Origin of the sequence: Rhizobium sp. RU35A (assembly GCF_900156005.1) — a bacterium.
Lineage (GTDB): Bacteria > Pseudomonadota > Alphaproteobacteria > Rhizobiales > Rhizobiaceae > Neorhizobium > Neorhizobium straminoryzae.
Window position 1 is genome coordinate 191,125 of sequence record NZ_FTMR01000010.1, and the last position, 23,226, is coordinate 214,350.

Genomic DNA, 23,226 nt, shown 5'->3' on the forward strand with positions numbered 1-23,226 from the left:
GGCAGGGCGCCGCCGCCGATCTCTTATCCCCGTGGGGAGACGATGCCCGCAGGCAGATGAGGTGGCCGTGACAGCAACGCACGCCACCTTCTGGCGGGGCGCCCTACCGACGGGGCCTCTCCGGCAAAGAAGCCGTCGGAGCCCCGCCCGGTCCTGTTCTTCAATGCTGGTGCGGCACCGGCTGGCCGGCGGTCGTGACCCCCGCCTGCGCAAAGGTCGCCATGCCGGAATGGCAGGCGGCGGCGGCCTTCACGATGCCGGCGGCGAGCGCTGCACCCGTCCCTTCGCCAAGCCGCATGCCGAGCGCCAGAAGCGGCGTCTTGCCGAGCTTCTCGATGGCGCGCAGATGGCCGGGCTCGGCCGAGACGTGGCCGATCAGGCAGTGATCGAGGGCGGCCGGATTGGCAGCCTTCAGGATCGAGGCGGCGGCAGTCGCCACGTAGCCATCGATCAGCACCGGAATCTTTTCGACGCGGCAGGCGAGGATCGCGCCGGCCATGGCAGCCACCTCGCGCCCGCCAAGGCGCCGCAGCACTTCCAGCGGGTCGGACAGATGGTCCTTGTGGAAGGCCACCGCCTGCTTCACCGCCGTGATCTTGCGCTCCAGCATTTCGCCATGCGAGCCGGTGCCGGGGCCGACCCAGTCTTCCGCCTCGCCGCCATAGAGGGCAAGATTGATGGCCGCCGCCACCGTGGTGTTGCCGATGCCCATTTCGCCGATGCACAGAAGATCGGTGCCGCCGGCAATCGCTTCCATGCCGAAGGCCATGGTCGCGGCGCAATCGCGCTCCGACAGTGCCGCCTCGCTGGTGATGTCACCGGTCGGGTAGTCCAGCGCCAGATCGAAGATCTTGAGACCGAGGTCATAGGCCGCACAGATCTGGTTGATCGCAGCGCCGCCGGCCGCAAAATTTTCCACCATCTGCTGCGTGACACTTGGCGGATAGGGGGTGATGCCGTGGCGCGCCACGCCGTGATTGCCGGCAAAGATCGCCACCAGCGGCCGGTTGACGGCCGGCTGACGGCCGCTCCAGGCAGCCAGCCAGAAGGCGATTTCTTCCAGCCGTCCGAGCGAACCCGCAGGCTTGGTCAGTTGCTTGTCGCGCTCGCGGGCCGCCACCAGCGCGCGGGTATCCGGGCCGGGAAGCTCGCGCAGCAAAGCCCTGAAATCGTCGAAAGGCAGGCCGCTCATGCTCATCGGATCAATCTTCCTTTGCTCTTGTTCCCCTGCCCTAGGTTTCGGCAGCGGAATCTGATTTGCTGGTCCCCTGTTTATCAGGCATCGACGGAGGAACAACTGCCAAACGCCGCGGAATTTTTCACCGACCTCGCCCGCTCCATCGCCTTTCTCTCGCGCCTGCCGGTGCCGGCCCGCGTCTTCGAAGGGCATGACGGATCGAGCGCGCGCGCCTGCCGGGCCTTTCCGCTGGCCGGCTGGCTGGTGGCGCTCGCGCCGGCGCTGGTGCTGGCAACCTTTGCCACCAGCCCGGCCGTCGATCCGCTGGCCGCCCTCCTGGCGCTCGGCCTGATGACGCTTCTCACCGGCGGGCTGCACGAGGACGGGCTGGCGGATGCTTCCGACGGGCTGCTCGGCGGCCGCGACCGCGATCAGGCGCTCCTCATCATGAAGGACAGCCGCATCGGCAGCTTTGGCGTGATAGCGCTCATTCTCTCCTTCGGCCTGCGTGCCTCCGCCCTCGTCGCGCTGTCGCTGCTCGTCTCGCCGGGGCTTGGCGCCGGCGCCCTGCTGGCGGCCGCGGCCGTGTCGCGGGCGCTGATGGTCTGGCACTGGCGCGCCCTGCCGCCGGCGCGCGCCAACGGAACGGCGGTTGCCGTCGGCCAGCCGCTGCCGGAGGCGCGCACTCTGGCGCTCGTCACCGGTTTCGGGCTCAGCCTGCTGCTGGTGCCCGCCGGCCTGCCGCTGCTGACCCTGTTCCTGGCGCTCGCGCTGTCCACCCTCGGCGCCACGCTCTTCACCCGCTTCGTGCGGCAGCGCATCGGCGGACATACCGGCGACACGATCGGCGCCACCCAGCAGATCACGGAAACGATACTGCTGTGCACCCTTGCGGTTGCAGTCTGAAGGGATGATATAGTCTTCATGCTCACGCCCTGCATTCTCGTCTGTTCGCTGGATGACAAGACCGGCCTGTGTTTGGGATGCGGTCGCACGCGCGACGAGATCGGCCTCTGGACCACCTATACGGATGGCGAACGGCAGGCGATCATGGCGGCGCTGCCGGCCCGTCTGGAGGGCATCGAACGGCGCCCGCGCCGCGAGACAAGGCGTCGGCAACTGGCGAGCCGCAGCAGGGAGGACGATCCATGCTGAGCGTGCTTCTGGCGATCCTCGCGGCGGGCCTCGCCTTCCTCGTCTTCAATCACGAGTCCGGCCTCACCTTCGGGCTGGCCAATGACGATTTTGCCCGGCTGGTGCAGCTTTCGGCCATCGGCGCGCTGCTGGCTGCCGGCGTGATGGCCGGACGGCGCGGGCCGATCGGCGAGGTGTTGCGCAACATCGCGCTCTGGCTCGTGATCGTGCTGGCGCTGGTCGCCGGCTATCTCTACCGCATGGACCTGCACCAGTTCGCCGCCCGCATGAGCGCAGGCCTCATTCCCGGCAGTCCGCTGGTGATGACGACGAGCGAGGGTGGCCAGGAGGTGGTGCTCTACCGCGCCCGCGACGGCCACTTCAAGGCGCATGTCGAGATCGACGACCGGACGATCCCGATGCTGGTCGATACCGGCGCCAGCACCATCGTGCTGTCCTATGCAGATGCCGAACGGCTGGGGCTCGACCCCGCGCGTCTTGCCTATTCGGTGCGGGTGATGACGGCAAACGGGGCTGCCCGCGCAGCACCCGTCACGCTCGACAGCGTCGCCGTCGGCCCGATCGACCGCACCGGCATCCGCGCGCTGGTCGCCGAACGCGGGCGGCTGGAGGAAAGCCTGCTCGGCATGAGTTTTCTCTCCACCCTCGGTTCCCTGCAGATGCAGACCGACCAGCTGCGCCTGCGCGACTGAGCGGGCGCTACTTGCGCAGCCGGTAACCGGTGCGGAAGATCCATTGCAGCAGGCAAAATCCGATGGTCAGGAAGACCGCGATCATGCCGAGGCTGATCAGCGGATTGACGTCGGAAATCTCGTAGAAACTCCAGCGGAAGCCGGAGACGAGATAGAGCACCGGATTGAGATGGCTGACGGCCGCCCAGAACGGCGGCAGCATGTCGATGGAATAGAAGCTGCCGCCGAGAAAGGTCAGCGGCGGCACCACCAGCATCGGCACCAGGTTCAGCTGCTCGAAATTGTCGGCCCAGATGCCGATGATGAAGCCGAACATCGAAAAGGTGATCGCCGTCAGCACCATGAAGAGCAGCATCAGGAACGGATGCTCGATCCTCAAATCCACGAAGAAGGCGGCGGTGGCGAGAATGATCAGGCCGATGATCAGCCCCTTGCTGGCGGCCGCCCCCACATAGCCGATGACGATCTCCACCATCGAGACCGGCGCCGAAAGGATCTCGTAGACCGTTCCTGTGAATTTCGGAAAATAGATGCCGATCGCGCCATTGCTGATGCATTGCGACAGAAGCGTCAGCATGATGAGGCCGGGCGTGATGAAGGCGCCGTAGGAAACGCCGCCCACCTCGTTGATGCGCGAGCCGATCGCCGTGCCGAACACGATGAAATAGAGCGAGGTGGTGATGACAGGCGAGATGACGCTCTGCAGCAGCGTGCGCTTCATGCGCATCATCTCGAACAGGTAGATGGCCTTGATCGCCTCCCAGTTCATGCGCGTGCTCCCACCAGCGAAACGAAAATGTCTTCCAGCGAACTCTGCCGGGTCGAAAGGTCGGTGAAAGCGATGCCCTCCGCCTCGACCGTCGCCAGCACCTGGCCGATGCGGCCATCACCCGCACCGTTGCCATACTCGTGCACCAGCTGGCGACCATCGGGCGTCAGCGACACGCCGAGCGCACCAAGCGACTGGGGAAGCACGGCAAGCGGCGCCTTCAGCTCCAGCCGAAGCTGCTTGCGGCCGAGCTTGTCCATCAGCGCTTTCTTCTCCTCAACGAGCAACAGCTCGCCGGCGCGGATCACACCGATGCGGTCGGCCATCTCCTCCGCCTCCTCGATGTAATGCGTGGTGAGGATGACGGTGACGCCCGTCTCGCGCAGCCGGTCGATCGCCGTCCACATGCCGCGCCGAAGCTCCACGTCGACACCCGCCGTCGGCTCGTCGAGGAAGAGCACGCGCGGTTCATGCGCCAGGGCCTTGGCAATCAGCACGCGCCGCTTCATGCCACCGGAGAGTTCGCGCAGCTTGTTGTCGCGCTTCTCCCAGAGCGACAGATCCTTCAGGATGCGCTCGATGAGCGCCGGATTGCTCTTTTCCCCGTGCAGGCCGCGCGAAAAGCTGACCGTGTTCCACACGGTCTCGAACTGGTCGGTGGTGAGTTCCTGCGGCACCAGCCCGATCAGCCGGCGCGTCTTGCGAAACTCGCTGACCACGTCATGGCCACCCACCAGCACTTGGCCGGAGGACGGCATGGAGAGGCCGCAGATGATCGAGATCAGCGTCGTCTTGCCAGCACCATTCGGCCCGAGCAGTGCCAGGATCTCGCCCTGCCGGATCTCGAGATCGACGCCCTTCAGCGCCTGAAACCCGTTGGCATAGGTCTTCGTCAGGGAGTGTACGGAAACGATGGAGGACATGTTCGGGGAACGCACGCATGAAATATGGGCAGGATGCTGCGTCTTATATAGGCACGAAACCGGAATGGCGAGGGCGAACGGCGGCGCACTCTGTGTGAGCCGCCGCCGGTGCGGAACGCCTCAGCCCCGTTTCAGGCCGAAGGCGATCGCCACGTCGATCCAGCCGGAATAGCTCACGCCGCATTCGGCCAGCGCCAGCGGATACATGCTGCGATTGGTGCAGCCGGGCATGGTGTTGACCTCGTTCAGGAACAGGCGTCCGTCCTCCAGCAGGAAGAAATCGACGCGCGCAATCCCCTCGCAGGACAGTGCCCGGAAGGCGCGGGCAGAGAGCGCCATCGCCTCCTCCACCACCGCCTCCGGCACCTCGGCCGGAATGACGACCTTTGCGCCGTCCGGATCGAAATACTTTGCCTCGTAGTTGTAGAAATCATGATGCGCGGCGGTGACGATCTCGCCGGGCGGCGAAATGGTCAGCCGGCCATCGGCATGCTGCAGCACTGCGCATTCGATCTCGCGGCCGTGCAGGAATTCTTCCACGAGGATCTTGTCGTCGAACTCGAAGGCCTTGGTCAGCGCCGGCTTCACCGCCTGGGCGCCATCGACGCGTGACACGCCGAAGGAAGACCCCTGCCGCGCCGGCTTGACGAAGAAGGGATAGCCGAAGCGGTCAGCCAGCTGGTCCGCATCGACACCCTCGCCGGCCGCAAGCGTCACCGAACGGGCAACGGGCACCCCGGCCTCGCGCAGCAGACGCTTGGCGACATCCTTGTCCATGGCCGCCGCCGATCCGAGAATGCCGCAGCCCGCATAGGGCAGGCCCGCCATTTCGGCATAACCCTGCACCGTGCCGTCCTCGCCAAAACGGCCATGCAGCACAGGAAACAGCAGGTCGAGCGTCGGCAAAAGCTCGGCGGGCGCACCATCGACCGCCACCAGACGACCGCGGCCGCCCGGCACCAGTGCAACGCTGACCCCGCTGCCCGGCTGCGGCACGGGGCCCTCGCCCGCATCGGCGTTCAGCCACCAGATCCCGTCGCGGCCGATTGCGATCGGCACCACCCGGTAGCGGGCGCGGTCCATCGCCTTCATCACATTGGCGGCCGACATCAGGGAGACATCGTGCTCGGCCGACTGGCCACCATAGAGGACGCCGACGGTGAGAAGGCTCATGCAGGTTTTCCTTTTTCGTGAAGAGGCGGCACGGAGGATGAAAGCGACCGCTGGTGGAACACGGCCGCCATGCATCAACCCGTCTGTGTCGAAAGTTGGACCGCTCTCACAATCCGGTGAAAAGCCTCTCAGTCGCAGATCCGGTTGCCGGACGCGCGGTTCCTGAGGTCGAAGTGGAAGTGGTTCCAATGCTCGGGATTGCTGCCGGGGCCCAGCACCGTATTGAAGTAGCGGCAGCTGTCGGAGCGCACGGCATTCAGCAGCCCGCGTTCGCGGAACGCAAAGAAACCCTTCTGGCGTACGTCGATCTCGTGACCGTTCTTCAGCACGAACTTGCCGACATCGATGGCATTGCCGCGGGCATGTTCCGACATCGGGTTATAGGCCTGGCGGCTGTTGTTCATGCGCCTGCAGGAATAGCCGCCGAGCGGCTCGATGGTGCGCACGCCGGTGAGGTATCGCGCCCGTGCGGCGGGCGCCAGTTCGTTCCTGACCCACTGGGCAAAGGCGAGCGTCGTCTGGCAATTGAGCGTCACGCCCGGCCGCACACCGATATTGCCGGCAAGACCGGTCAACTCCACGGGATGCTCGATCCCGCAGCTCGGACCGCCATAGATGCGCGGCTTGTCGCGGAACTGCACGCCAAGCCGCACCAGTTCACGACGGCAGGCGATCTCGGATGCGGGCATCGGCTCGGGAATGGGGCTCATGCCCCAGTCGCTCTGGCGGGGCGGATAGGCGGGATTCTGCGGCATCACCATGGCCACCTGCCGCGGCGCAGCAAGCGGAGGTGCGGCCATCGGTGCATCCATGGGAGCATCGAACGGACCATCGAAAGGTTCATCGACCGGTACCCGGCTCGGCGCGACCACGGGCCGGTTGTCGCTCCAGCGCGGCGCTGCCGCCACCCTGTCGCGGCGCTCGGGCGGCGCGCGACGCGTGACCGGCCCGAGCAGCTCGTCGCCCGCTCCCGGCTGGCGACGGACCTCCAGACGACGCGGCTCGTTGCGACGCGGTTCCACAGGCATCGCGGAGGGGCGCTGGACAGGCGTATCGGTGCCGATGCCATCGACCACCGGATGCACGGCATTGCCCTCGGCAATATCGAACTGCTGCTCCTCGGCAAGCCCCACCACCCGGCCGTTCCCCGCCATCGCCGGGTCGGGCGGAGCAACCCCAAGCTCGGCATCCATGTTGACGCCGCCCTCGGGAATGACGAGATGGCCCGGCGTGCCGGTCTGCACGCCCGTTGCCTCGCCACCCTGCAGGTATGTCACCGGCTGCGGTGGACCAGGATAGCCGTCACGAACGCTTTGCACGGGGGATGTCATGCCGGAAGGCTGGATGGCGGAAACGCGCGTGCCACGGTCGATCGGCGCCGGCGGCACGATATCGGTAAAGGAGCACCCCGCCACAAGCGCTGTTGCCATCAGGAAGGCCAGTGCCCGCCGGTAGGTAGTCGCCTGTGCCATTCCGACTGCTCACCTGTCTCGTTTCGGGAAGAGTCCCAGCGCCGAAACGGTAACCAGATAAGGTAAATGAAAACTTTCCCAAAAAGAGTCATTTTGCACCCCTGCAAACTCAGGGCACAATCCGAGGATGAGTTATTTTGAGACGGAGCATGCGCAGGCCGCAAGAAGGCCGATCGCGCAGATCGTTTCGTCGGAAACACCGGTAACGCCGGAGAACGGTGCGTCAGCGGTAACGGGATAGGAAAGCGCCTGGCGACGCTTCGACACCGCCGCGACAGCGCGTGAACGGCCGGCACAACTCCGATATGAGGATGGAGTTCGGCAAGGAGCGCGACATGCGCCCTTGTGCCGTTTGTCCTGACAATGGCCGGCTGCAGCAGCGGTGCCCGGACCCGCCCGACCCTCCGCCGGGTCAGGCTCCGAACAGAAAGGCCTGCTCCCCGGGGAAGCAGGCCAGTCCCGGCCGTCAAGCCCGAGCAGCGTCAGGCGGCGTGTCTTGGCAGGGCAATCCCGATTCCGGTGCCGGTGCCGGTGCCGGTGCCGGTGCCGGAAAGGCGAAAGCCTTCCAGCAGGTCGCGCAACTGCTGGCTCTGGGCGGCCAGCGTCTGCCCGGCTGCGGCCGACTCGTGCACCATCGCCTTGTTCTGCTGCGTCATCTGGTCCATGTGGTTGACGGAGGTGTTGATCTCCTGCAAACCGGAGGCCTGCTCGCGTGCTGCGGTGGCAATGCCCTCCACCTGGGCATTCACCTTCTCGACCAGGCGAACGATATCCACCAGCGCCTCGCCGGTGGTGCGCACCAGCGACACTCCGGCCTCCACCTCGCGAGCCGAACTGTTAATCAGCGCCTTGATCTCCTTTGCCGCATGGGCGGAACGCTGCGCGAGTTCGCGCACTTCCTGCGCCACCACCGCAAAGCCGCGTCCGGCCTCGCCGGCACGTGCCGCCTCGACGCCGGCATTCAGGGCCAGAAGGTTGGTCTGGAAGGCAATCTCGTCGATGACGGAGATGATCTGGCCGATGCGGCTCGAGGAGTCCTCGATGCGCCCCATGGCATCCACGGCATCGCGAACAATCTCGCCGGAACGGCCGGCGCTGGTCTTGGTATCGGCCACCATCGCGCGTGCTTCCGCAGCCCGCTCAGAGGCGGTCTTCACCGTCGCCGTGATTTCCTCCAGCGCGGACGCCGCCTGTTCCAGGGCTGCGGCCTGCTGCTCGGTGCGCTGCTGCAGCGTGCCGGTGGCGCGGCTGATCTCGAGCGCGCTTTCGCCCACCACGTGGCCCGTGCGGGAAATCTCCTCGATGGTCCGCCGCAACGAACCGACGGCCGAATTGAAATCATCGCGCACCTTGGCGAAATCGGCTCCGAGATCACCGAGCGACACGGACAGATCACCGCGCGACAGAGCCTCCAGCGCCGCGCCAAGGGCCTGCATGGCCTCCGACTGCCGCTCGGCCGCCTGCCGGACCACGCCGGCCGCCCGCTCGCGGTCCTCCGCCAGGGCCCGCTGCTGGTCGGCATCGCGCTTCTGGAGCAGTGCACGCTCATCCACCGCATCGCGCAGCACGACAAGGGAACGGGCGATGTCGCCAAGTTCGTCCCGCGCCTCCACACCGTCGATGGCGATCGATGGCTCGCCGGCAGCCATGCGCTGCACTGCCGCACGGATGCGCCCGACCGGCTGCGTCACGCTCTTGACGATCATCAGCGCGCTGCCGGCCAGCAGCAACATGCCGATGCCGGACATGGCGGCAAAGCGCAGGGCCATCTGCCAGTAAAGCGCCTTGAGGTCATCCACATAGACGCCGGTGCCAACGACCCAGCCCCAGGGGGCAAATCCCGCCACGTGCGAATATTTTTCCACCGGCTTTTCGGCGCCGGGCTTCGGCCAGTCGTAATTGACGAAACCCTGGCCGGTGGCCTTGACGGTGTTGACGAATTCCACAAACAGGAATTTGCCGTTGGGATCCTTGTTCTGCGTCAGGTCGGACCCGTTCAGTTCCGGCTTGATGGGATGCATGACCATGCGCGGATACATGTCATTGATCCAGAAATAGCCGCTGCCATTGTCATAGCGCATGGTGCCGATCAGCCGCTTCGCTTCCCCTTGCGCCTGTTCGCGCGTCAGCTTGCCGGCCACTTCCTGGTCGTAATAGGTCTTGATCAGGCTCAGCGCATTGGCATTCATCGCCGCCAGCGAGGCCTTGCGCTCCTTTTCGAGCGCGCCGAAATTGTGGGACAGACTGAGGACCATGGTGGCAACGAGAATGATGACGGCCAGCGCCACCAGCAGGTAAAGCCGCGTCGAAAGACGGAATTTCGTCATGCTGCACCTCTTCGCACACAGAATGCCGCAAAAGCGTATGATGCGCGTGCTTTCCGCTCCGTAAACGCAGGACTTGCAATTCTACGGGTGCACCCTTGCGGGAAAGCCGTTGTCAGCCGTGCGGGCCGGATCTAAGGTTTGGGAAGTGTGCACTGCACAAGACGGCAACAGGAGATCGCCCCATGCCCGAACAGACCCTGCCCGAGGGAGAACTGACGCTCCGCACGCTGGCCATGCCGGGGGATGCCAATCCCGCCGGCGACATCTTCGGGGGGTGGGTCATGGCGCAGATGGACCTCGCGGCCGGCATCCGCGCCGGCGAACGGGCGCGAACCCGCGTCGTCACCGCCGCAGTGAAGGAAATGGCCTTCCAGCGCCCGGTCAAGATCGGCGACACGCTCAGCATCTACACCGAAGTCACCCGCATCGGCCGCACCTCGATCACGCTGCAGGTGGAAGCCTGGGTCAACCGCTCGCGCATCGGCATGCTGGAGAAGGTCACCGAAGGCACATTCATCATGGTGGCGCTCGACGAGACAGGCCAGCCGCGCCCGGTGCCGGCAGACTGAGCGCCGGGGGACCAGCAGACCGGTCTTACCCGAGGGAGGCTGCCGGCTGCGACGGCAACCGGCGCCGCCCCGGATTTCGCCACACGCAGCGCCTGCATCTTTTTCCGTTTCTCTCTTCATTTTCCGCTTGAACCTCTAGTCACTGGAGGTCGTACACCTCCTCGCGTCAATAGAGGACAGGTGTGATGACCGACGCGGTGAAGACGAGATTTCGGATCGAGAACATGGATTGCGCCTCCTGTGCTGGCAAGATCGACACGGCGGTGCGGCGGATGCCGGGCGTGACGGATGTCGCCGTCTCGGTCACCTCAGGCACGATGACCGTCACCCATGCGGCCGCGCAGGATCTGCAGGCGATCGGCCGCATCGTGACCGGGCTCGGCTATCCGGCTGCGCCGATCGGACGGGTGCCGGCGGAAAAGGCGGCGCACCGCCATCATGACCAAGGCGATCACGCGCCTCCCGCAGCGCATCCTCATGAGCACGGCCCCGGCTGCACGCACCACCATCACGCCCACGATCATGACCATGACCATGACCATGACGGCCACGCACATCGCGAACCGCATGACCATCCACCTCTTTCACCGTCATCGCCTGAAACGGGCGAGCACGCGCAACCAGCCGCCGGCAACGCCGCGTCGGCAGAATCCCGGTTCCGCATCGGTGGCATGGATTGCGCCTCCTGCGCCGCCAAGATCGAGACCGCCATGCGCCGCCAGGCCGGCGTCGAGGATGTGCGGGTCTCCGTCACCTCAGGCACGATGACGCTCACGCATCGTCCGCAGACGGACCTTTCGGCGGTCGCAACGCAGGTGACGCGCCTCGGCTACAGCATCGCACCGATGGAGCGACCGGCGAACAGGCCGCAAGCGCCGGAGAGCGGCGGGCACGACCACGCGCACGAGGCATCCCGGCCGGAAGGCTTGCACGGCCACGACCATGGCCCGAGCGATGGCCCCTGGTGGAAGAGTCGCAAAGGGCGCGCCACACTTCTCGCCGGCCTGTCGCTGCTTGCGGCCTATGCGCTCGGCCATCTGGTACCCGCGATCGGCACCTATGCCTTCATCGCCGCCATGCTGGTCGGCCTGGTGCAGATCGCGCGCCGCGCGGTGATGGCAGCGCGGGCCGGCACGCCGTTTTCCATCGAAATGCTGATGACCATTGCCGCCCTTGGCGCGCTGGTGATCGACGCCACCGAAGAGGCGGCCGCCGTCGTCTTCCTGTTTCTGGTCGGCGAACTGCTGGAAGGCGTTGCCGCCGGCAAGGCGCGCGCCAGCATCCAGTCGCTGGCGGCGCTGGTGCCGAAGACCGCGCTTTTGGAGGAAGGCGGCAAGACGCGCGAGGTCGCGGCCGAAACGCTTGCCGTCGGCAGCGTCATCCTCGTGCGGCCGGGCGACCGCATCTCCGCCGATGGCGTGATCCTTTCCGGCGACAGCGCCATCGACGAGGCACCGGTGACGGGCGAAAGCGTGCCGGTGCGCAAGAGCGTCGATGACACGGTCTTTGCCGGCACGGTGAATGGCGATGCAGCACTGCGCGTGCGCGTGACCGCCGCCGCCGAGGACAACACGATTGCCCGCGTCGTGAAACTGGTCGAGGAAGCGCAGGAGAGCAAGGCGCCGACCGAACGCTTCATCGATCGCTTCTCACGCTACTATACGCCGGGCGTCGTGGCGGTCGCGGCCCTCGTCGCGATCCTGCCGCCGCTGGTCGCCGGCGGCGCCTGGGGCGAATGGGTCTACAAGGGGCTTGCCATCCTGCTGATCGGTTGCCCCTGCGCACTCGTCATCTCGACGCCGGCCGCCATTGCCGCAGCCCTTGCCGCCGGTGCGCGCCGCGGCCTGCTGATGAAAGGCGGCGTCGTGCTGGAAGACCTTGGCAAGCTTACGGCAATCGCCTTCGACAAGACGGGCACGCTGACCGAGGGACGCCCCAAGGTCACCGACATCATCCCCTTCGGTCTCGACAGCGCAGAGGTGCTGCGCCAGGCTGCGGCGCTCGAGGCCGGCTCCAGCCACCCGCTGGCGCTCGCCATTCTTGACAAGGCGCGGGAAGAGGACATTGAACCGCTGCCCGCCTCGGATGCCAGGGCGCTCGGCGGCAAGGGCGTCATGGCCCGCGTACAAGGTGTCGAGGTATTCCTGGGCTCGCCCGTCGCCGCCGGCGAGCGTGTGACGCTGCCGATGGCGCATGCCCGGCGCATCGCGGCGCTGAACGACGAGGGCAAGACGGTCTCCGTGCTGATCGTCGACAACCGGCTGGCAGGCGCCATCGCCATGCGCGACGAACCGCGCGCCGATGCCGCCGAAGGGTTGAAGCGCCTCACCAATGCCGGCATCCGAACCGTCATGCTGACCGGCGACAACCGCCGTACGGCACAGGCCATCGGCGCCACGCTCGGCATCGAGGTGCGCGCCGAACTGCTGCCGGAAGACAAGCAGCGCATCGTCGGCGACTTGAAGCGGGAAGGCCATGTGGTCGGCAAGATCGGCGACGGCATCAACGACGCCCCGGCGCTCGCCGCCGCCGATGTCGGCATCGCCATGGGCAAGGCGACCGATGTCGCGCTGGAAACGGCCGATGCCGCCGTTCTGCACGGCCGGGTGGGCGACGTCGCGCTGATGATCGACCTGTCGCGCCGCACCATGCGCAACATCTGGCAGAACATCGGGCTTGCGCTCGGCCTCAAGGCCGTGTTTCTGGTCACCACGATCATCGGCATCACCGGCCTCTGGCCGGCGATTCTCGCCGATACCGGCGCAACCGTGCTCGTCACGATGAATGCGCTGCGTCTTCTCAAACCGATCCGGTGACAGACCATGATGCGAAAACTTGTGTTCGGCGCGATCCTCGCCCTCGTCGCCCTCTCGGTGGTGTTCAGCCTGATCGGGGTTCTGGCGATCTGGAGTCCGATGGAACTGTTTGCACCGGCAAAGCCCTGACTGTTGCCTAGGCGGCGCGGTTTCACCGCGGCACCGCCGCCTCGCTCAGCCTGCCTGCAGCAGCGATGCCGCGCCATCAAAGGCAAGGCCGGGAAACACCTTGGAGGTAATGTTGGCCGGCGTGATGTCGAACTGGCGGTGCAGCACGGCCGCTGCCACGTCGCGCACATCGCCGGTCGGCATCAGGGCGCGTCCTTCGTAGAGTGCCTCCGGCGCAAGGCCAGGCCAGCGGCCCATCACCGTCTTGCGCGACAGACCGGAACCGGAAAGACCGCCGCCGGCCAGCACCGCGCAGCTTGCCCCGCCATGATCGGTGCCGCCCCGGTCGTTCAGCCGGAGGCTGCGCCCGAATTCGGTCAGCGCCAGCACGATCGTGCCGCTCCAGGCGGCAGGGCCCATGCCCTCGCGCAAGGCGAGGATCGCGGCGGAAAGATCGCCGGCCGCCTGCGGAAACTGGCCGCGCTGGTCCACATGCGTATCCCAGCCCTCCAGCGAAAAGCTCGCCACCCTGTAATCGCCGTTCAGCATCGCGCCAACCTGCCGGGCCATTTCGATGAGGCCGGCACGCCGCGCCGCGGCATCGAACAACCCGCCCGGTCCCGCATTCGCCACATCCTGGAATGAGGCGGCGAAGGCCGCATCGCCGGCGAAAAGATCGCCAAAACCATGCATCTCGTCATTGGCAAGCGGGCGGTCGGGTCGCGCCGCCCAGACATCAACGAGATTGGGACCCGAAAGAATCGGCTCCACCGCAGCGGTAATATCCACCGCCCGTCGCTGGCCGATGCGCGGCATCAGCGACAGTGCCCGGTTCAGCCAGCCGGTACGCCCGGCCTTGCCCTCCGCCTCGGCGGTTTCCAGCACGTCCTGCGCCTCGAAATGCTTCTGGCCGCGATAGGAACTTGCGACCGCGTGCACGAAGCCCAGTTCGCCCGCCTGCCACAGGCCCATCAGGTCGCCCGCCGCCGGATGCAGGCCGAAGAAGCCGTCGAGATCGAGCAGATCTGCGTCCGGCGACAGCGCCATGCCGGGGCGCAGCGCGACAAGGCCGGGATCGCCGTGCGGCCGCACCAGATCGACCCCATCCATGCCACCGCGCAGGATCAGCACCACCAGACGATTATCGCCAGAGCCGGCGGCCAACGATGCCGTCGGCAGGACGGCAAGGCTGGCCGCACCCGTCGCGCCACACAGGAAGCCGCGCCTGGACAGCCTGAAGAGAGAAGCATCGGCCATCGTCATCTCCTGTTGAACTCGGGCGAGGCAAGCACGAGCGTCAGCCCCTGAACCCGGCTCGGGGCGTCAGCCACCAGCTGCCGCGTCGCATCCCGCGCTGCCCCGCCAAGTGCCATCTCGACATAATCGGAAGGCGCAATGCCCTGCCCCAGCGTGCGCGCCACCAGCCGCGCCCAGGCCAGCCGCTCGCGCAACTGCCCGGCATAGAGCCAGACGGCCTCGCCGTCCGGAAAGCCCGCCGCACTCGGCGGCTGCCAGATCGGCTGGCCCATGCGGGCCAGCGCCTCCAGCGTCAGCGCATAGGCGACATCCGGCTGTTCGACGGCCGCGCCGCGCCTTGCCACCGGCGCCGCCTGCCGCCAGTCGGCATTGCCCTCCTCGGCGGCGCGGGCGACGGCGGAAAACTCGCCCCCCTGCCGCTCGAAACTGCGAAAGCCGGAAATCACGAAATCGAAGGGCGCGATCACCTTGCCGGGCGCGGGGTCCCAGGCGCGCGGATGCTCCAGCATCGCCCGGTAGACGGCATCCAGCCGCCCGTCGGTATCCTGCCAGGCGGCCACCATGGCGGCGACCAGATCCTCCGGCGGATGGTCGGCGATGAAATGCATGGCAAGCTTCGTGCAGATGTGGCGGGCGGTATCGGCGCGCGCTGCGAGATCGTCCAGCATGGCAAGATGCGCAGAGGCGGCGCGATCGGCATAGTTGCGCCCGAGGAGAGCAAGATCGCCTGCGCTGCCGGCTGCCGCCCGGAACGACACATCGAGCGAGCGCGAATCGACGGCAAGTCCGCCCAGAATGCGCGCCGCAGCCTGCAGGTCGCCCGGACCATAGGCGACGTCCTCGCCCAGTGTATGCAATTCCAGCAATTCGCGCGCCAGCCGCTCGTTCTGCGCAGCGAGCGGCGAGGCCGCGCCGGCCGCCACCGGCTCGGCATCGAGATAGATCAGCATGGCCGGATGCAGCACGGCCGCCCGCAGCAGGGTGCGGAACGGGCCCGCCAGATTGGGCCGCAGCGCTTCCGCCTCGAACAGCGGCACCACCATGCGCATCTCGTAGGCCTTGCGGGCGCTGACGGAAAAATGGTCGAGCCAGAAGCTCGCCAGACGCTCGAAGAAACCGTTTTCGGAGGAAACGGCCTGGGCCATCCGTGCCAGCGCATCGCGACGGAAGATGCGGCGCACCTCCGCCTGCATTTCCTGCCGCAGACCCGGATTGGGCCGCCCCTCGACGGCAGCCTTGGCCTCCACGGCCCTCACCGTCAGCATCTTGCCGATCGTTTCGCGGCGTCCGGCCACGCCCTCGCGGGGGAAACGCGGCTTGGCGGCCACCCCGCGTCGCAGCTGCAGCATCAGCCCGTCCACATCGGCCGGCGGTGTTTCACCCGGCCTCAGGCCATAGCCGAAGCGCCGCGCGGCAAGGATCGAAGTGGGAACGGCCATGAAATCACCCTTTGCAACTTGCGGAAACATGGCGTGTGATTGTGACGGAAGCAGTCTGAGATTGCGGCCATTTTCGGACCCGCCAACGCGAGAACCGCAGCCTGGTTCCCTCGCCCGCCTGCACAACCCTTGCAAGCACAGGCTTAAAGGAGAAGGCGCGGCGGCTCAACAGTCGCGTGTCGTACCGCCACCTCGGCAACGCTTGCCCGGGTCATGCCTGCCGACGGGCGTTGCGGCGCCGTCAGATCCCGGCAATGAGCGCTGCATTGCGCGCACGTGCCTTTTCGTAAATATCGTATTCATCGGGGAACCACCGCTCATAGATCCGCCGCCACGCGTTGAAATCGCTGTCGCGTTCCGTGATGTTGACATGCGGCAGATCGATCAATGGCCTGCCAAGCAACCTTGCGAGTGCCGTCACCGACTCCTCGTAGCGTTCCATGATGCCCACAAACACGAAACGTTCGTCCAGGAGCCTGTCCAGATCCTCGGTTCCGGGCGCAACGGGCATCTGCCAGACGAAGGAGTGACTGTTGTGCCCCTCGGCCTGATCGGCGGCCCGGCGCAGCAGCCAGACCTCGAAGCTCGGATCGTCCTCGAGATCCTTCACGGGATGGCCAAGAGCCTGTTGTTTGCGGATGAAGAACCAATAGGAGAGAAACAGATCGAAGGGCTCACGGAAAAAGGCAATGCACTGGCGCGCTTCCGGATCGTAGTGCCAGACTCCAAAGCCGCGCGCGCCATTGAAGTGACCATGCACGCAGTCGCCGGCCTTGAGATCGTGTCGTTCCGGCCGCTGGCCATTCAGACTATAGTGCAGGTGCAGTGTCCCTTCTGGAAACCAGGTTTGAAGAACCTGCCGGAAACTGGTGCCCCCGGTCTTCGGCAGGTGCAGCGAGACCAGGGGTCGGGTGGGATCATAGACCAGCATGTCAATCGCGCCCTCGCGCTTGTTGCTCCGCGCGCAGACGGGCGATTCGCGGCAGCAGATGGAATTGCATTTCCCCTGTACCGCACGGGCCACCGATAGCAATCATGGAAACGGAACCGGTGACGCGACGCTCCAGCGTTTCGCGCCTTGCCATGCACGCGGCTGCGCCACCATCTTCAGCCCCGCCGGACCAGCCATGGCTGAGGATGGCGCCTTGTGCCTGCTGAACTTTCAGCACCTGCAACGAACGGTTCCGCAGCGACCTCTCGCAGAAGACAACAGCACGTTCGGCCGCCATGCCCTCGTCAAGCTCGCCCATGTCAGCGACGTTCACGAACTCGTCTGCAATGCCGAGCCCGATGCCGTTCTGCGCGCCAGGCTCGATCAGGCGGACGTGCGGCTCACGGTCGCGCCCTGAGCGGTCGCCCTCTCAAAGCCGCTTCAGACAGTAGGAGAAATGAGCATCCGGCTCCACCGTCAGGTATTCGAACTGCCAGCCATACGCGACGCAGAATTTGTTGACCGCCTGCACCACGCCATAGACCACCGGCTTGATCACATTGCCGGTGCAGAAATCATGGCCGCAGATGCGCCCGTCGCGCTTCACCTTGGCGTCGCACAGCACCAGTTCGTTCCAGGTATTGGCATAGGAATGGTCGGTGTCGATATAGACCCAGTCGAAGGTGGCATCGGCGAAGGTCGGCAGCATGTCGGTGGAGCCGCCCACATGCAGCTGCACCTTGCTCTCTTCGATCTCCCCGGCAAAGGCGGAGCGCACCGTCTCATAACCCTCGTTGTAGCGGGTGAGGTCCCAGGCATCGATCAGGTGCAGGCGGGCGGGGCGGTTATGCGCCATGATCTCGCACGTGTAATCACCGAAAGCGACGCCGATTTCGGCCGCTACGCCGCCATGCGGCAGACGGTGCAGCAGTTCGGTGCGGTTCGGCAGCAGCCGGCAGTTTTCCGTGTGGTGCAGCGAGAGCATGGTGCGCGGCGTGCTGTTCTTCAGCGCCTGCCGCTTTTCGAGGGACAGCATTTTCGGGTGAGGCCTCCAGACCGGCGATCGGCCCGCCGGCGGGAATGCGGCGGACGCAGATGATCTCCGTGTCTAGAACAAGCGGCGGCGAAAGGCCAATGCCTTTGCCGCACGACGGCGTGATCCCCGCCCTGCCCGCCGTCCGCCGACGCGCCCCCCCCTCAGAGGCGGCGCAGGCAGAAGGAAAAGTGACCGTGCGATTCCATGGTGAGGTATTCGAACTGCCAGCCGGCATCGTTGCAGAACTTCGTCACCGCCTCGACCACGCCATAGACGACGGGCGTGATGATGTTGCCGGTGCAGAAATCATGGCCGCAGATGCGCCCGTCCTTCTTCACCTTGCGATGGCTCAGCACCAGTTCCTCCCAGGTGGTGTGGAAGGTGTGGTTGGTGTCGATATAGACCCAGTCGAAGAACTGATCGGGAAACTCCTGCAGCTTCACGGTGGAGAGCCCCTGGTGGATCTGCAGCTGCCCCTGTTCGATGCGCGGCGCGAACTTGTCGCGGATCTGCTCCAGGCCGATGCGATAGCGGTCGGTGTCCCAGGCGTCGATCAGGTGCAGCTGGGCGGGATGGTTCATCGACAGGATGTCGGCGGTGAAATCGCCATAGGCGGCGCCGATCTCGGCGCAGACCCCGCCGCGCGGCAGCCGCAGCAGAAGCTCGCTGCGATTGGGCAGCAGCCGGCAGTGTTCCGTATGATGCAGCCCGAGCGTGGTCTGCGGCATGCTTTCCTTGAGGCGCTGGCGCTGCTCGACCGTTTGCATGATGTCCTTTCCGGCGCATGGGAGCGCCCGCATGATTCCGAATAGTCGGATATAGACAGCCGCATCTTGCGCCAGGATGACCGCGCGCGGGCGTGCTGCGTTCCCAATTTGTTTCGCCGGCACCCTTCCCTTTCGGCCGGACTCCCTCCATATTCGCGGCATGTCCAGATCGCCGAAAAAATCCCCGCCCCAGACCTCCGGCAACGGTTTCGAGGAAGCGCCGCAGGCCGCCTTCGAAGGAGCGCCCCTGGAGGGCTCGGTGGCCGACTGGGTGCGCCAGCTGGAGGCCGAGGCCGAGGCAGGCGCGATGGAAACCCAGCGCGAGATCGCCTCCAAGGCCGGCAAGCACCGCAAGAAGATCGAGATCGCCGCCCGCGAACAGGCGATCCGCGAGGCGAAGGAGGAGGAAGCCGCGCGCGCGAAGGAAGAGGCCGCCAGAACGAAGCGCAGCACGCCGGCCGGAAAATCCACGACCGCGAAGAACACCACCTCGCAAAAAACCTCCCGCGGCGTATCCATCGGCGCCTCCTCCGATCCGAAGACGCGCGCCGCCGCCGGCCTCAATCCGGTCGCCGGCATGGATGTGTCGCTGGAAGAGGCCCAGTCGCTTGCGCCGGGCGCGGTCACCGCCACCGTCGATGCGCTGGCGAAGCTGATCGAGAGCGGCAATCCGCTGTTCAAGGACGGCAAGCTGTGGACGCCGCACCGCCCCGCCCGGCCGGAGAAATCCGAGGGCGGCATCCCGATCCGCATGGTGTCCGACTACCAGCCGGCCGGTGACCAGCCGACGGCGATTGCCGATCTCGTCGACGGGCTGAACTCCGGCGAGCGCTCCCAGGTGCTGCTCGGCGTCACCGGTTCGGGGAAAACCTTCACCATGGCCAAGGTGATCGAGGCGACGCAGCGCCCCGCCGTGATCCTCGCGCCGAACAAGACGCTCGCGGCCCAGCTCTATTCGGAGTTCAAGAATTTCTTCCCCGACAATGCGGTGGAATATTTCGTCTCCTACTACGACTATTACCAGCCGGAGGCCTATGTGCCCCGCTCGGACACCTATATCGAGAAGGAAAGCTCGATCAACGAGCAGATCGACCGCATGCGCCACGCGGCGACGCGGGCGATCCTGGAGCGCGACGACTGCATCATCATCGCCTCCGTCTCCTGCATCTACGGTATCGGCTCGGTGGAAACCTATACCGCGATGACCTTCCAGATGTCGGTCGGCGACCGCATCGACCAGCGCCAGCTTCTCGCCGATCTCGTCGCCCAGCAATACAAGCGCCAGGACATCAACTTCGTCCGCGGCTCCTTCCGGGTGCGCGGCGATACCATCGAGCTTTTCCCGGCCCACCTGGAGGATGCCGCCTGGCGCATCTCGCTGTTCGGCGACGAGATCGATGCGATCACCGAATTCGATCCGCTGACCGGCCAGAAGACCGGCGACCTGAAATCGGTGAAAATCTATGCCAATTCGCACTATGTCACGCCGCGGCCGACGCTGAACGGCGCGATCAAGGCGATCAAGGACGAGCTGAAGCACCGGCTTGCCGAGCTGGAAAAGGCCGGCCGCCTGCTGGAGGCGCAGCGGCTGGAGCAGCGCACGCGCTATGACATCGAGATGATGGAAGCGACCGGCTCCTGCAACGGCATCGAGAACTATTCGCGCTATCTCACCGGCCGCCGCCCCGGCGAGCCGCCGCCGACGCTGTTCGAATACATTCCGGACGATGCGCTGATCTTCATCGACGAAAGCCACGTCACCATTCCGCAGATCGGCGGCATGTATCGCGGCGACTTCCGCCGAAAGGCGACGCTGGCCGAATACGGTTTCCGCCTGCCGTCCTGCATGGACAACCGCCCCTTGCGCTTCGAGGAATGGGATGCGATGCGGCCGCAGACGGTCGCCGTCTCCGCGACCCCCGGCGGCTGGGAGCTGGAGCAGTCCGGCGGCGTGTTTGCCGAACAGGTCATCCGCCCCACCGGCCTCATCGATCCGCCGGTGGAAGTGCGCTCGGCCCGCAGCCAGGTGGACGACGTGCTGGGCGAGATCAAGGAGACCTCGCTCAAGGGTTACCGCACGCTGGTCACCGTGCTCACCAAGCGCATGGCGGAAGACCTTACCGAATACCTGCATGAACAGGGCGTTCGCGTGCGCTACATGCATTCGGACATCGACACGCTGGAGCGCATCGAGATCATCCGCGACCTGCGCCTCGGCGCCTTCGACGTGCTTGTGGGCATCAACCTGCTCCGCGAGGGCCTCGACATTCCCGAATGCGGCTTCGTCGCCATTTTGGACGCCGACAAGGAAGGGTTCTTGCGTTCCGAAACCTCGCTCATCCAGACCATCGGGCGTGCGGCGCGCAACGTGGATGGCAAGGTCATCCTTTATGCGGACAACATCACCGGCTCGATGAAGCGGGCGATGGAGGAAACCGCCCGCCGCCGCGAAAAGCAGATGGCCTACAACACCGAACACGGCATCACGCCGGAATCGGTGAAGGCCCGCATTTCCGACATTCTCGACAGCGTCTACGAACGCGACCACGTCCGCGCCGACATTTCCGGCGCCAATGTGCAGGGCGGCGCCAAGGGCTTTGCCGATGGCGGGCATCTGGTGGGCAACAACCTGCAGAGCCACCTCAACGCGCTGGAAAAGCAGATGCGCGACGCCGCCGCCGATCTCGATTTCGAAAAGGCCGCCCGCCTGCGCGACGAGATCAAGCGCCTCAAGGCCGTCGAACTGGCGAGCATGGACGATCCGATTGCCCGCGAGGAAACCCGGGCGCAGGAAGGCGTGCGCCGCAATGCCGAAGCCACGCGTCAGTCGCTGGCGCCGGAGAGCGGCCGGCCCGCCGCAAGCGCGACCTCCCGTCTCCCCCGCGGGGAGACGGTGCCCGACAGGGCGGATGAGGCTTCGTCCTACTTCGCCAAACCCTCGCTGGACGACATGGGGCCCGGCACCGACACGGCCATCCCGTCATCCTCGGGCTCGGCCCGGGGACCGCTGTTCCGCAAGAACACGCTGGACGAAATGACCGTCGGCCGCACGGAAAAGCCGCTGCCCGGCAGACTGCCGGAGAAACCGGTTCTCCCGTCTCCCCCACGGGAAGACGGTGCCCGAAGGGCGGATGAGGGGGCAGCCCCCCCGGACGATCCCCGCCCCCTCGTGCGCGGCAAGGTCGGCGTCGGCTCCTACGAGGACCCGGCCGAGGTCAAGCGCAAGGGGCGGACAAAGGGCAAGACGGGACGGCCGGGGCGGTGAGGTGATCCCTTCTCCCCTCGGAGAGAAGGTGCCCGAAGGGCGGATGAGGGGGCTGAATAAAAAATCGGATGATGTTGATATTTGAACGCTGGCTTTATTTGCTTGAGGTGTTTGGATGTTCGAGGCGCGAGACCGACTGATAGAATCCTTCGGTGAAGTCGGCTTATATTTCTATGATGAGAGATTGTATTCATCGAACGCAGAGCGCTCAGACATAGAATTAATTGATTTCTTCCTTCGCAAAAATAGCTTTAAAAATTTTGACATATGCCTAGCTCGTCCTTCTCAAGGGGCAAAAAGGTCAATCTGGAATAAGTATTATGATGACAAAGGTAATCCACACAGTGCTCAATGCGAAATTCCAATCGCAGCGAATAGTAATCATCTGAAATTAACATTCGCTTTTGCTACCGAGCAGGAACGCTTGAACGGTGATAGGGACATTTTGGCTGCAATTAGCGGCATCCGTCTTATGTTCGGAGTTTCCGCAGCAAGGCACTTGGTCCTTCACTCGGATTTTTCACGCGATGAACCATATCGAGGGCCATTTAGCGAAATTGGCTATGCGTCCTTCTTCGATTCACAAGGTTTTAACCGGTTCCAGGATCCCCCTCTCCACGAAGCGAAGATCGTCAAAATCCCAAAGGAGGCTTCCCTGCTATTGGAGAAGGCTTTCTCTCAATCTTATCCGGAAGAGACGTTTATATTGATGTGGCTAGCATTCGAGGCGATCACTCAGCGCTTTCCCGGTGACAACGGCGGCAAGAAGAGAGAAAGTTTCTTCAAAAATGAATTGAGATCTGACGTTGTCAATAAAGAGATAATAAGACTTTCGAAGGTGCGTCATAGCTTGTTCAAGAAGGGCATATACTCGCCTTACAAGATAGGCGATGATTGCTGGTCACTATATAAAGCGATGCAGATCGCATCTCTTGATGAGTGCGTGCAGCGTCAAAAATTCGTAGAGGGATATGAATTGGACTTATCCGTCGATAGTCGAGACGATACAACTGCTTGAAAGATTGCGGTATGCCGCAGCAGTATCCGTGTCCCCAGCACCAACAGGATGTTCACGATCTGAGAGATCTGCCCGTTGGCCGACAAAAGCAATCGATTTTGCAATCATCGCTTCGCTGTCGTTGTGACCATCGGATGTGGCACGACAGTCCTCTGCAACTGAGGTGAACGCTTTGGAGCAAGGCGAGGATATGAGGTGAGCTTTTAGAGCACGTCCATTGAACTCGGAATCGGATTAAGGATTCCGTTACGGTGCAATTTCTGATTCCATGATCCGACTGGTGATTTGGTCGGAGGCAATATGACCCGCGCTTTCAGCGATGATCTTCGCAG

Annotated in this window: 20 protein-coding genes; 9 read left to right on the forward strand and 11 right to left on the reverse strand. The window is 65.0% G+C overall.

Annotated features, from left to right (window positions below):
• Positions 1–160: 160 nt before the first annotated feature.
• Positions 161–1,198, reverse strand: a complete 1,038-nt coding sequence (cobT, locus tag F3H95_RS20825) for a nicotinate-nucleotide--dimethylbenzimidazole phosphoribosyltransferase (protein WP_149747414.1) — start codon at positions 1,196–1,198, stop codon at positions 161–163.
• Positions 1,199–1,297: 99 nt separating this feature from the next.
• Here cobT and cobS point away from each other — a divergent pair, with 99 nt between their 5' ends.
• Genes cobS through F3H95_RS20840 form a run of 3 tightly spaced genes read left to right on the forward strand, consistent with a single transcriptional unit; the run spans position 1,298 to position 3,024 of the window.
• The gene (gene cobS, locus F3H95_RS20830) at positions 1,298–2,083 is read left to right on the forward strand and encodes an adenosylcobinamide-GDP ribazoletransferase (protein WP_149747434.1); all 786 of its coding nucleotides are present in this window, start codon (positions 1,298–1,300) and stop codon (positions 2,081–2,083) included.
• Positions 2,084–2,101: 18 nt separating this feature from the next.
• On the forward strand, positions 2,102–2,332 hold the full coding sequence (locus F3H95_RS20835) for a DUF1289 domain-containing protein (RefSeq protein WP_149747415.1): 231 nt from the start codon (positions 2,102–2,104) through the stop codon (positions 2,330–2,332).
• Positions 2,326–3,024, forward strand: coding sequence for a TIGR02281 family clan AA aspartic protease (locus F3H95_RS20840; RefSeq protein WP_149747416.1), 699 nt, complete (start codon positions 2,326–2,328; stop codon positions 3,022–3,024). The genes F3H95_RS20835 and F3H95_RS20840 overlap by 7 nt, the downstream gene beginning before the upstream one ends.
• A 7-nt stretch (positions 3,025–3,031) precedes the next feature.
• Here the strand turns inward: F3H95_RS20840 and F3H95_RS20845 are convergent, their stop codons facing one another.
• From F3H95_RS20845 to F3H95_RS20865, 5 genes are all read right to left on the reverse strand, one after another.
• The gene (locus tag F3H95_RS20845) at positions 3,032–3,793 is read right to left on the reverse strand and encodes an ABC transporter permease (RefSeq protein ID WP_143126403.1); all 762 of its coding nucleotides are present in this window, start codon (positions 3,791–3,793) and stop codon (positions 3,032–3,034) included.
• Positions 3,790–4,716: an ABC transporter ATP-binding protein gene (locus F3H95_RS20850; RefSeq protein WP_149747417.1), complete on the reverse strand. Its 927-nt coding sequence runs from the start codon at positions 4,714–4,716 to the stop codon at positions 3,790–3,792. The genes F3H95_RS20845 and F3H95_RS20850 overlap by 4 nt, the downstream gene beginning before the upstream one ends.
• Positions 4,717–4,836: 120 nt before the next feature.
• The gene (locus tag F3H95_RS20855; protein WP_143126401.1) at positions 4,837–5,889 is read right to left on the reverse strand and encodes a D-alanine--D-alanine ligase family protein; all 1,053 of its coding nucleotides are present in this window, start codon (positions 5,887–5,889) and stop codon (positions 4,837–4,839) included.
• A 128-nt stretch (positions 5,890–6,017) separates the two neighbouring features.
• Positions 6,018–7,361, reverse strand: a complete 1,344-nt coding sequence (locus F3H95_RS20860) for an extensin family protein (RefSeq protein ID WP_149747418.1) — start codon at positions 7,359–7,361, stop codon at positions 6,018–6,020.
• A 482-nt stretch (positions 7,362–7,843) separates the two neighbouring features.
• A complete protein-coding gene (locus tag F3H95_RS20865; protein WP_149747419.1) occupies positions 7,844–9,688 on the reverse strand; it encodes a methyl-accepting chemotaxis protein in 1,845 nt (614 codons plus the stop codon).
• Between the two features lie 182 nt (positions 9,689–9,870).
• On the opposite strand from F3H95_RS20865, the gene F3H95_RS20870 reads away from it, so the two are divergent.
• From F3H95_RS20870 to F3H95_RS27660, 3 genes are all read left to right on the forward strand, one after another.
• On the forward strand, positions 9,871–10,257 hold the full coding sequence (locus F3H95_RS20870) for an acyl-CoA thioesterase (RefSeq protein ID WP_143126398.1): 387 nt from the start codon (positions 9,871–9,873) through the stop codon (positions 10,255–10,257).
• A gap of 185 nt (positions 10,258–10,442) precedes the next feature.
• Positions 10,443–13,073, forward strand: coding sequence for a heavy metal translocating P-type ATPase (locus F3H95_RS20875; RefSeq protein ID WP_149747420.1), 2,631 nt, complete (start codon positions 10,443–10,445; stop codon positions 13,071–13,073).
• Positions 13,074–13,079: 6 nt separating this feature from the next.
• Complete coding sequence (locus F3H95_RS27660; RefSeq protein ID WP_280177854.1) at positions 13,080–13,202, forward strand: hypothetical protein; 123 nt, start codon at positions 13,080–13,082, stop codon at positions 13,200–13,202.
• Positions 13,203–13,247: 45 nt separating this feature from the next.
• Here F3H95_RS27660 and F3H95_RS20880 read toward each other — a convergent pair whose 3' ends face one another.
• From F3H95_RS20880 to F3H95_RS20890, 3 genes are all read right to left on the reverse strand, one after another.
• On the reverse strand, positions 13,248–14,438 hold the full coding sequence (locus F3H95_RS20880) for a DUF1501 domain-containing protein (protein ID WP_244618094.1): 1,191 nt from the start codon (positions 14,436–14,438) through the stop codon (positions 13,248–13,250).
• A 2-nt stretch (positions 14,439–14,440) separates the two neighbouring features.
• Positions 14,441–15,877 carry a DUF1800 family protein gene (locus tag F3H95_RS20885; RefSeq protein ID WP_188134446.1) on the reverse strand — a complete coding sequence of 479 codons (1,437 nt, stop codon included), beginning with the start codon at positions 15,875–15,877 and terminating at the stop codon, positions 14,441–14,443.
• 241 nt (positions 15,878–16,118) lie between these two features.
• Complete coding sequence (locus F3H95_RS20890; RefSeq protein ID WP_149747423.1) at positions 16,119–16,808, reverse strand: sulfotransferase family 2 domain-containing protein; 690 nt, start codon at positions 16,806–16,808, stop codon at positions 16,119–16,121.
• Between F3H95_RS20890 and F3H95_RS20895 the strand changes: the two genes are divergently transcribed.
• Positions 16,807–17,226, forward strand: coding sequence for a hypothetical protein (locus tag F3H95_RS20895; RefSeq protein ID WP_149747424.1), 420 nt, complete (start codon positions 16,807–16,809; stop codon positions 17,224–17,226). The two genes, F3H95_RS20890 and F3H95_RS20895, sit on opposite strands and share 2 nt — an antisense overlap.
• 12 nt (positions 17,227–17,238) lie before the next feature.
• On the opposite strand, the gene F3H95_RS20900 is transcribed toward F3H95_RS20895, so the two are convergent.
• A complete protein-coding gene (locus tag F3H95_RS20900; RefSeq protein ID WP_149747425.1) occupies positions 17,239–17,844 on the reverse strand; it encodes a class I SAM-dependent methyltransferase in 606 nt (201 codons plus the stop codon).
• 161 nt (positions 17,845–18,005) lie between these two features.
• Complete coding sequence (locus tag F3H95_RS20905) at positions 18,006–18,611, reverse strand: class I SAM-dependent methyltransferase (RefSeq protein WP_143126391.1); 606 nt, start codon at positions 18,609–18,611, stop codon at positions 18,006–18,008.
• A 160-nt stretch (positions 18,612–18,771) separates the two neighbouring features.
• On the opposite strand from F3H95_RS20905, the gene uvrB reads away from it, so the two are divergent.
• Together uvrB and F3H95_RS20915 are read left to right on the forward strand one after the other, a co-directional pair.
• Positions 18,772–21,876 carry an excinuclease ABC subunit UvrB gene (gene uvrB, locus F3H95_RS20910; RefSeq protein WP_149747426.1) on the forward strand — a complete coding sequence of 1,035 codons (3,105 nt, stop codon included), beginning with the start codon at positions 18,772–18,774 and terminating at the stop codon, positions 21,874–21,876.
• A 115-nt stretch (positions 21,877–21,991) separates the two neighbouring features.
• Entirely contained in the window at positions 21,992–22,894 is a 903-nt protein-coding gene (locus F3H95_RS20915; RefSeq protein WP_149747427.1) for a hypothetical protein, read from the forward strand.
• Positions 22,895–23,226 lie beyond the last annotated feature (332 nt).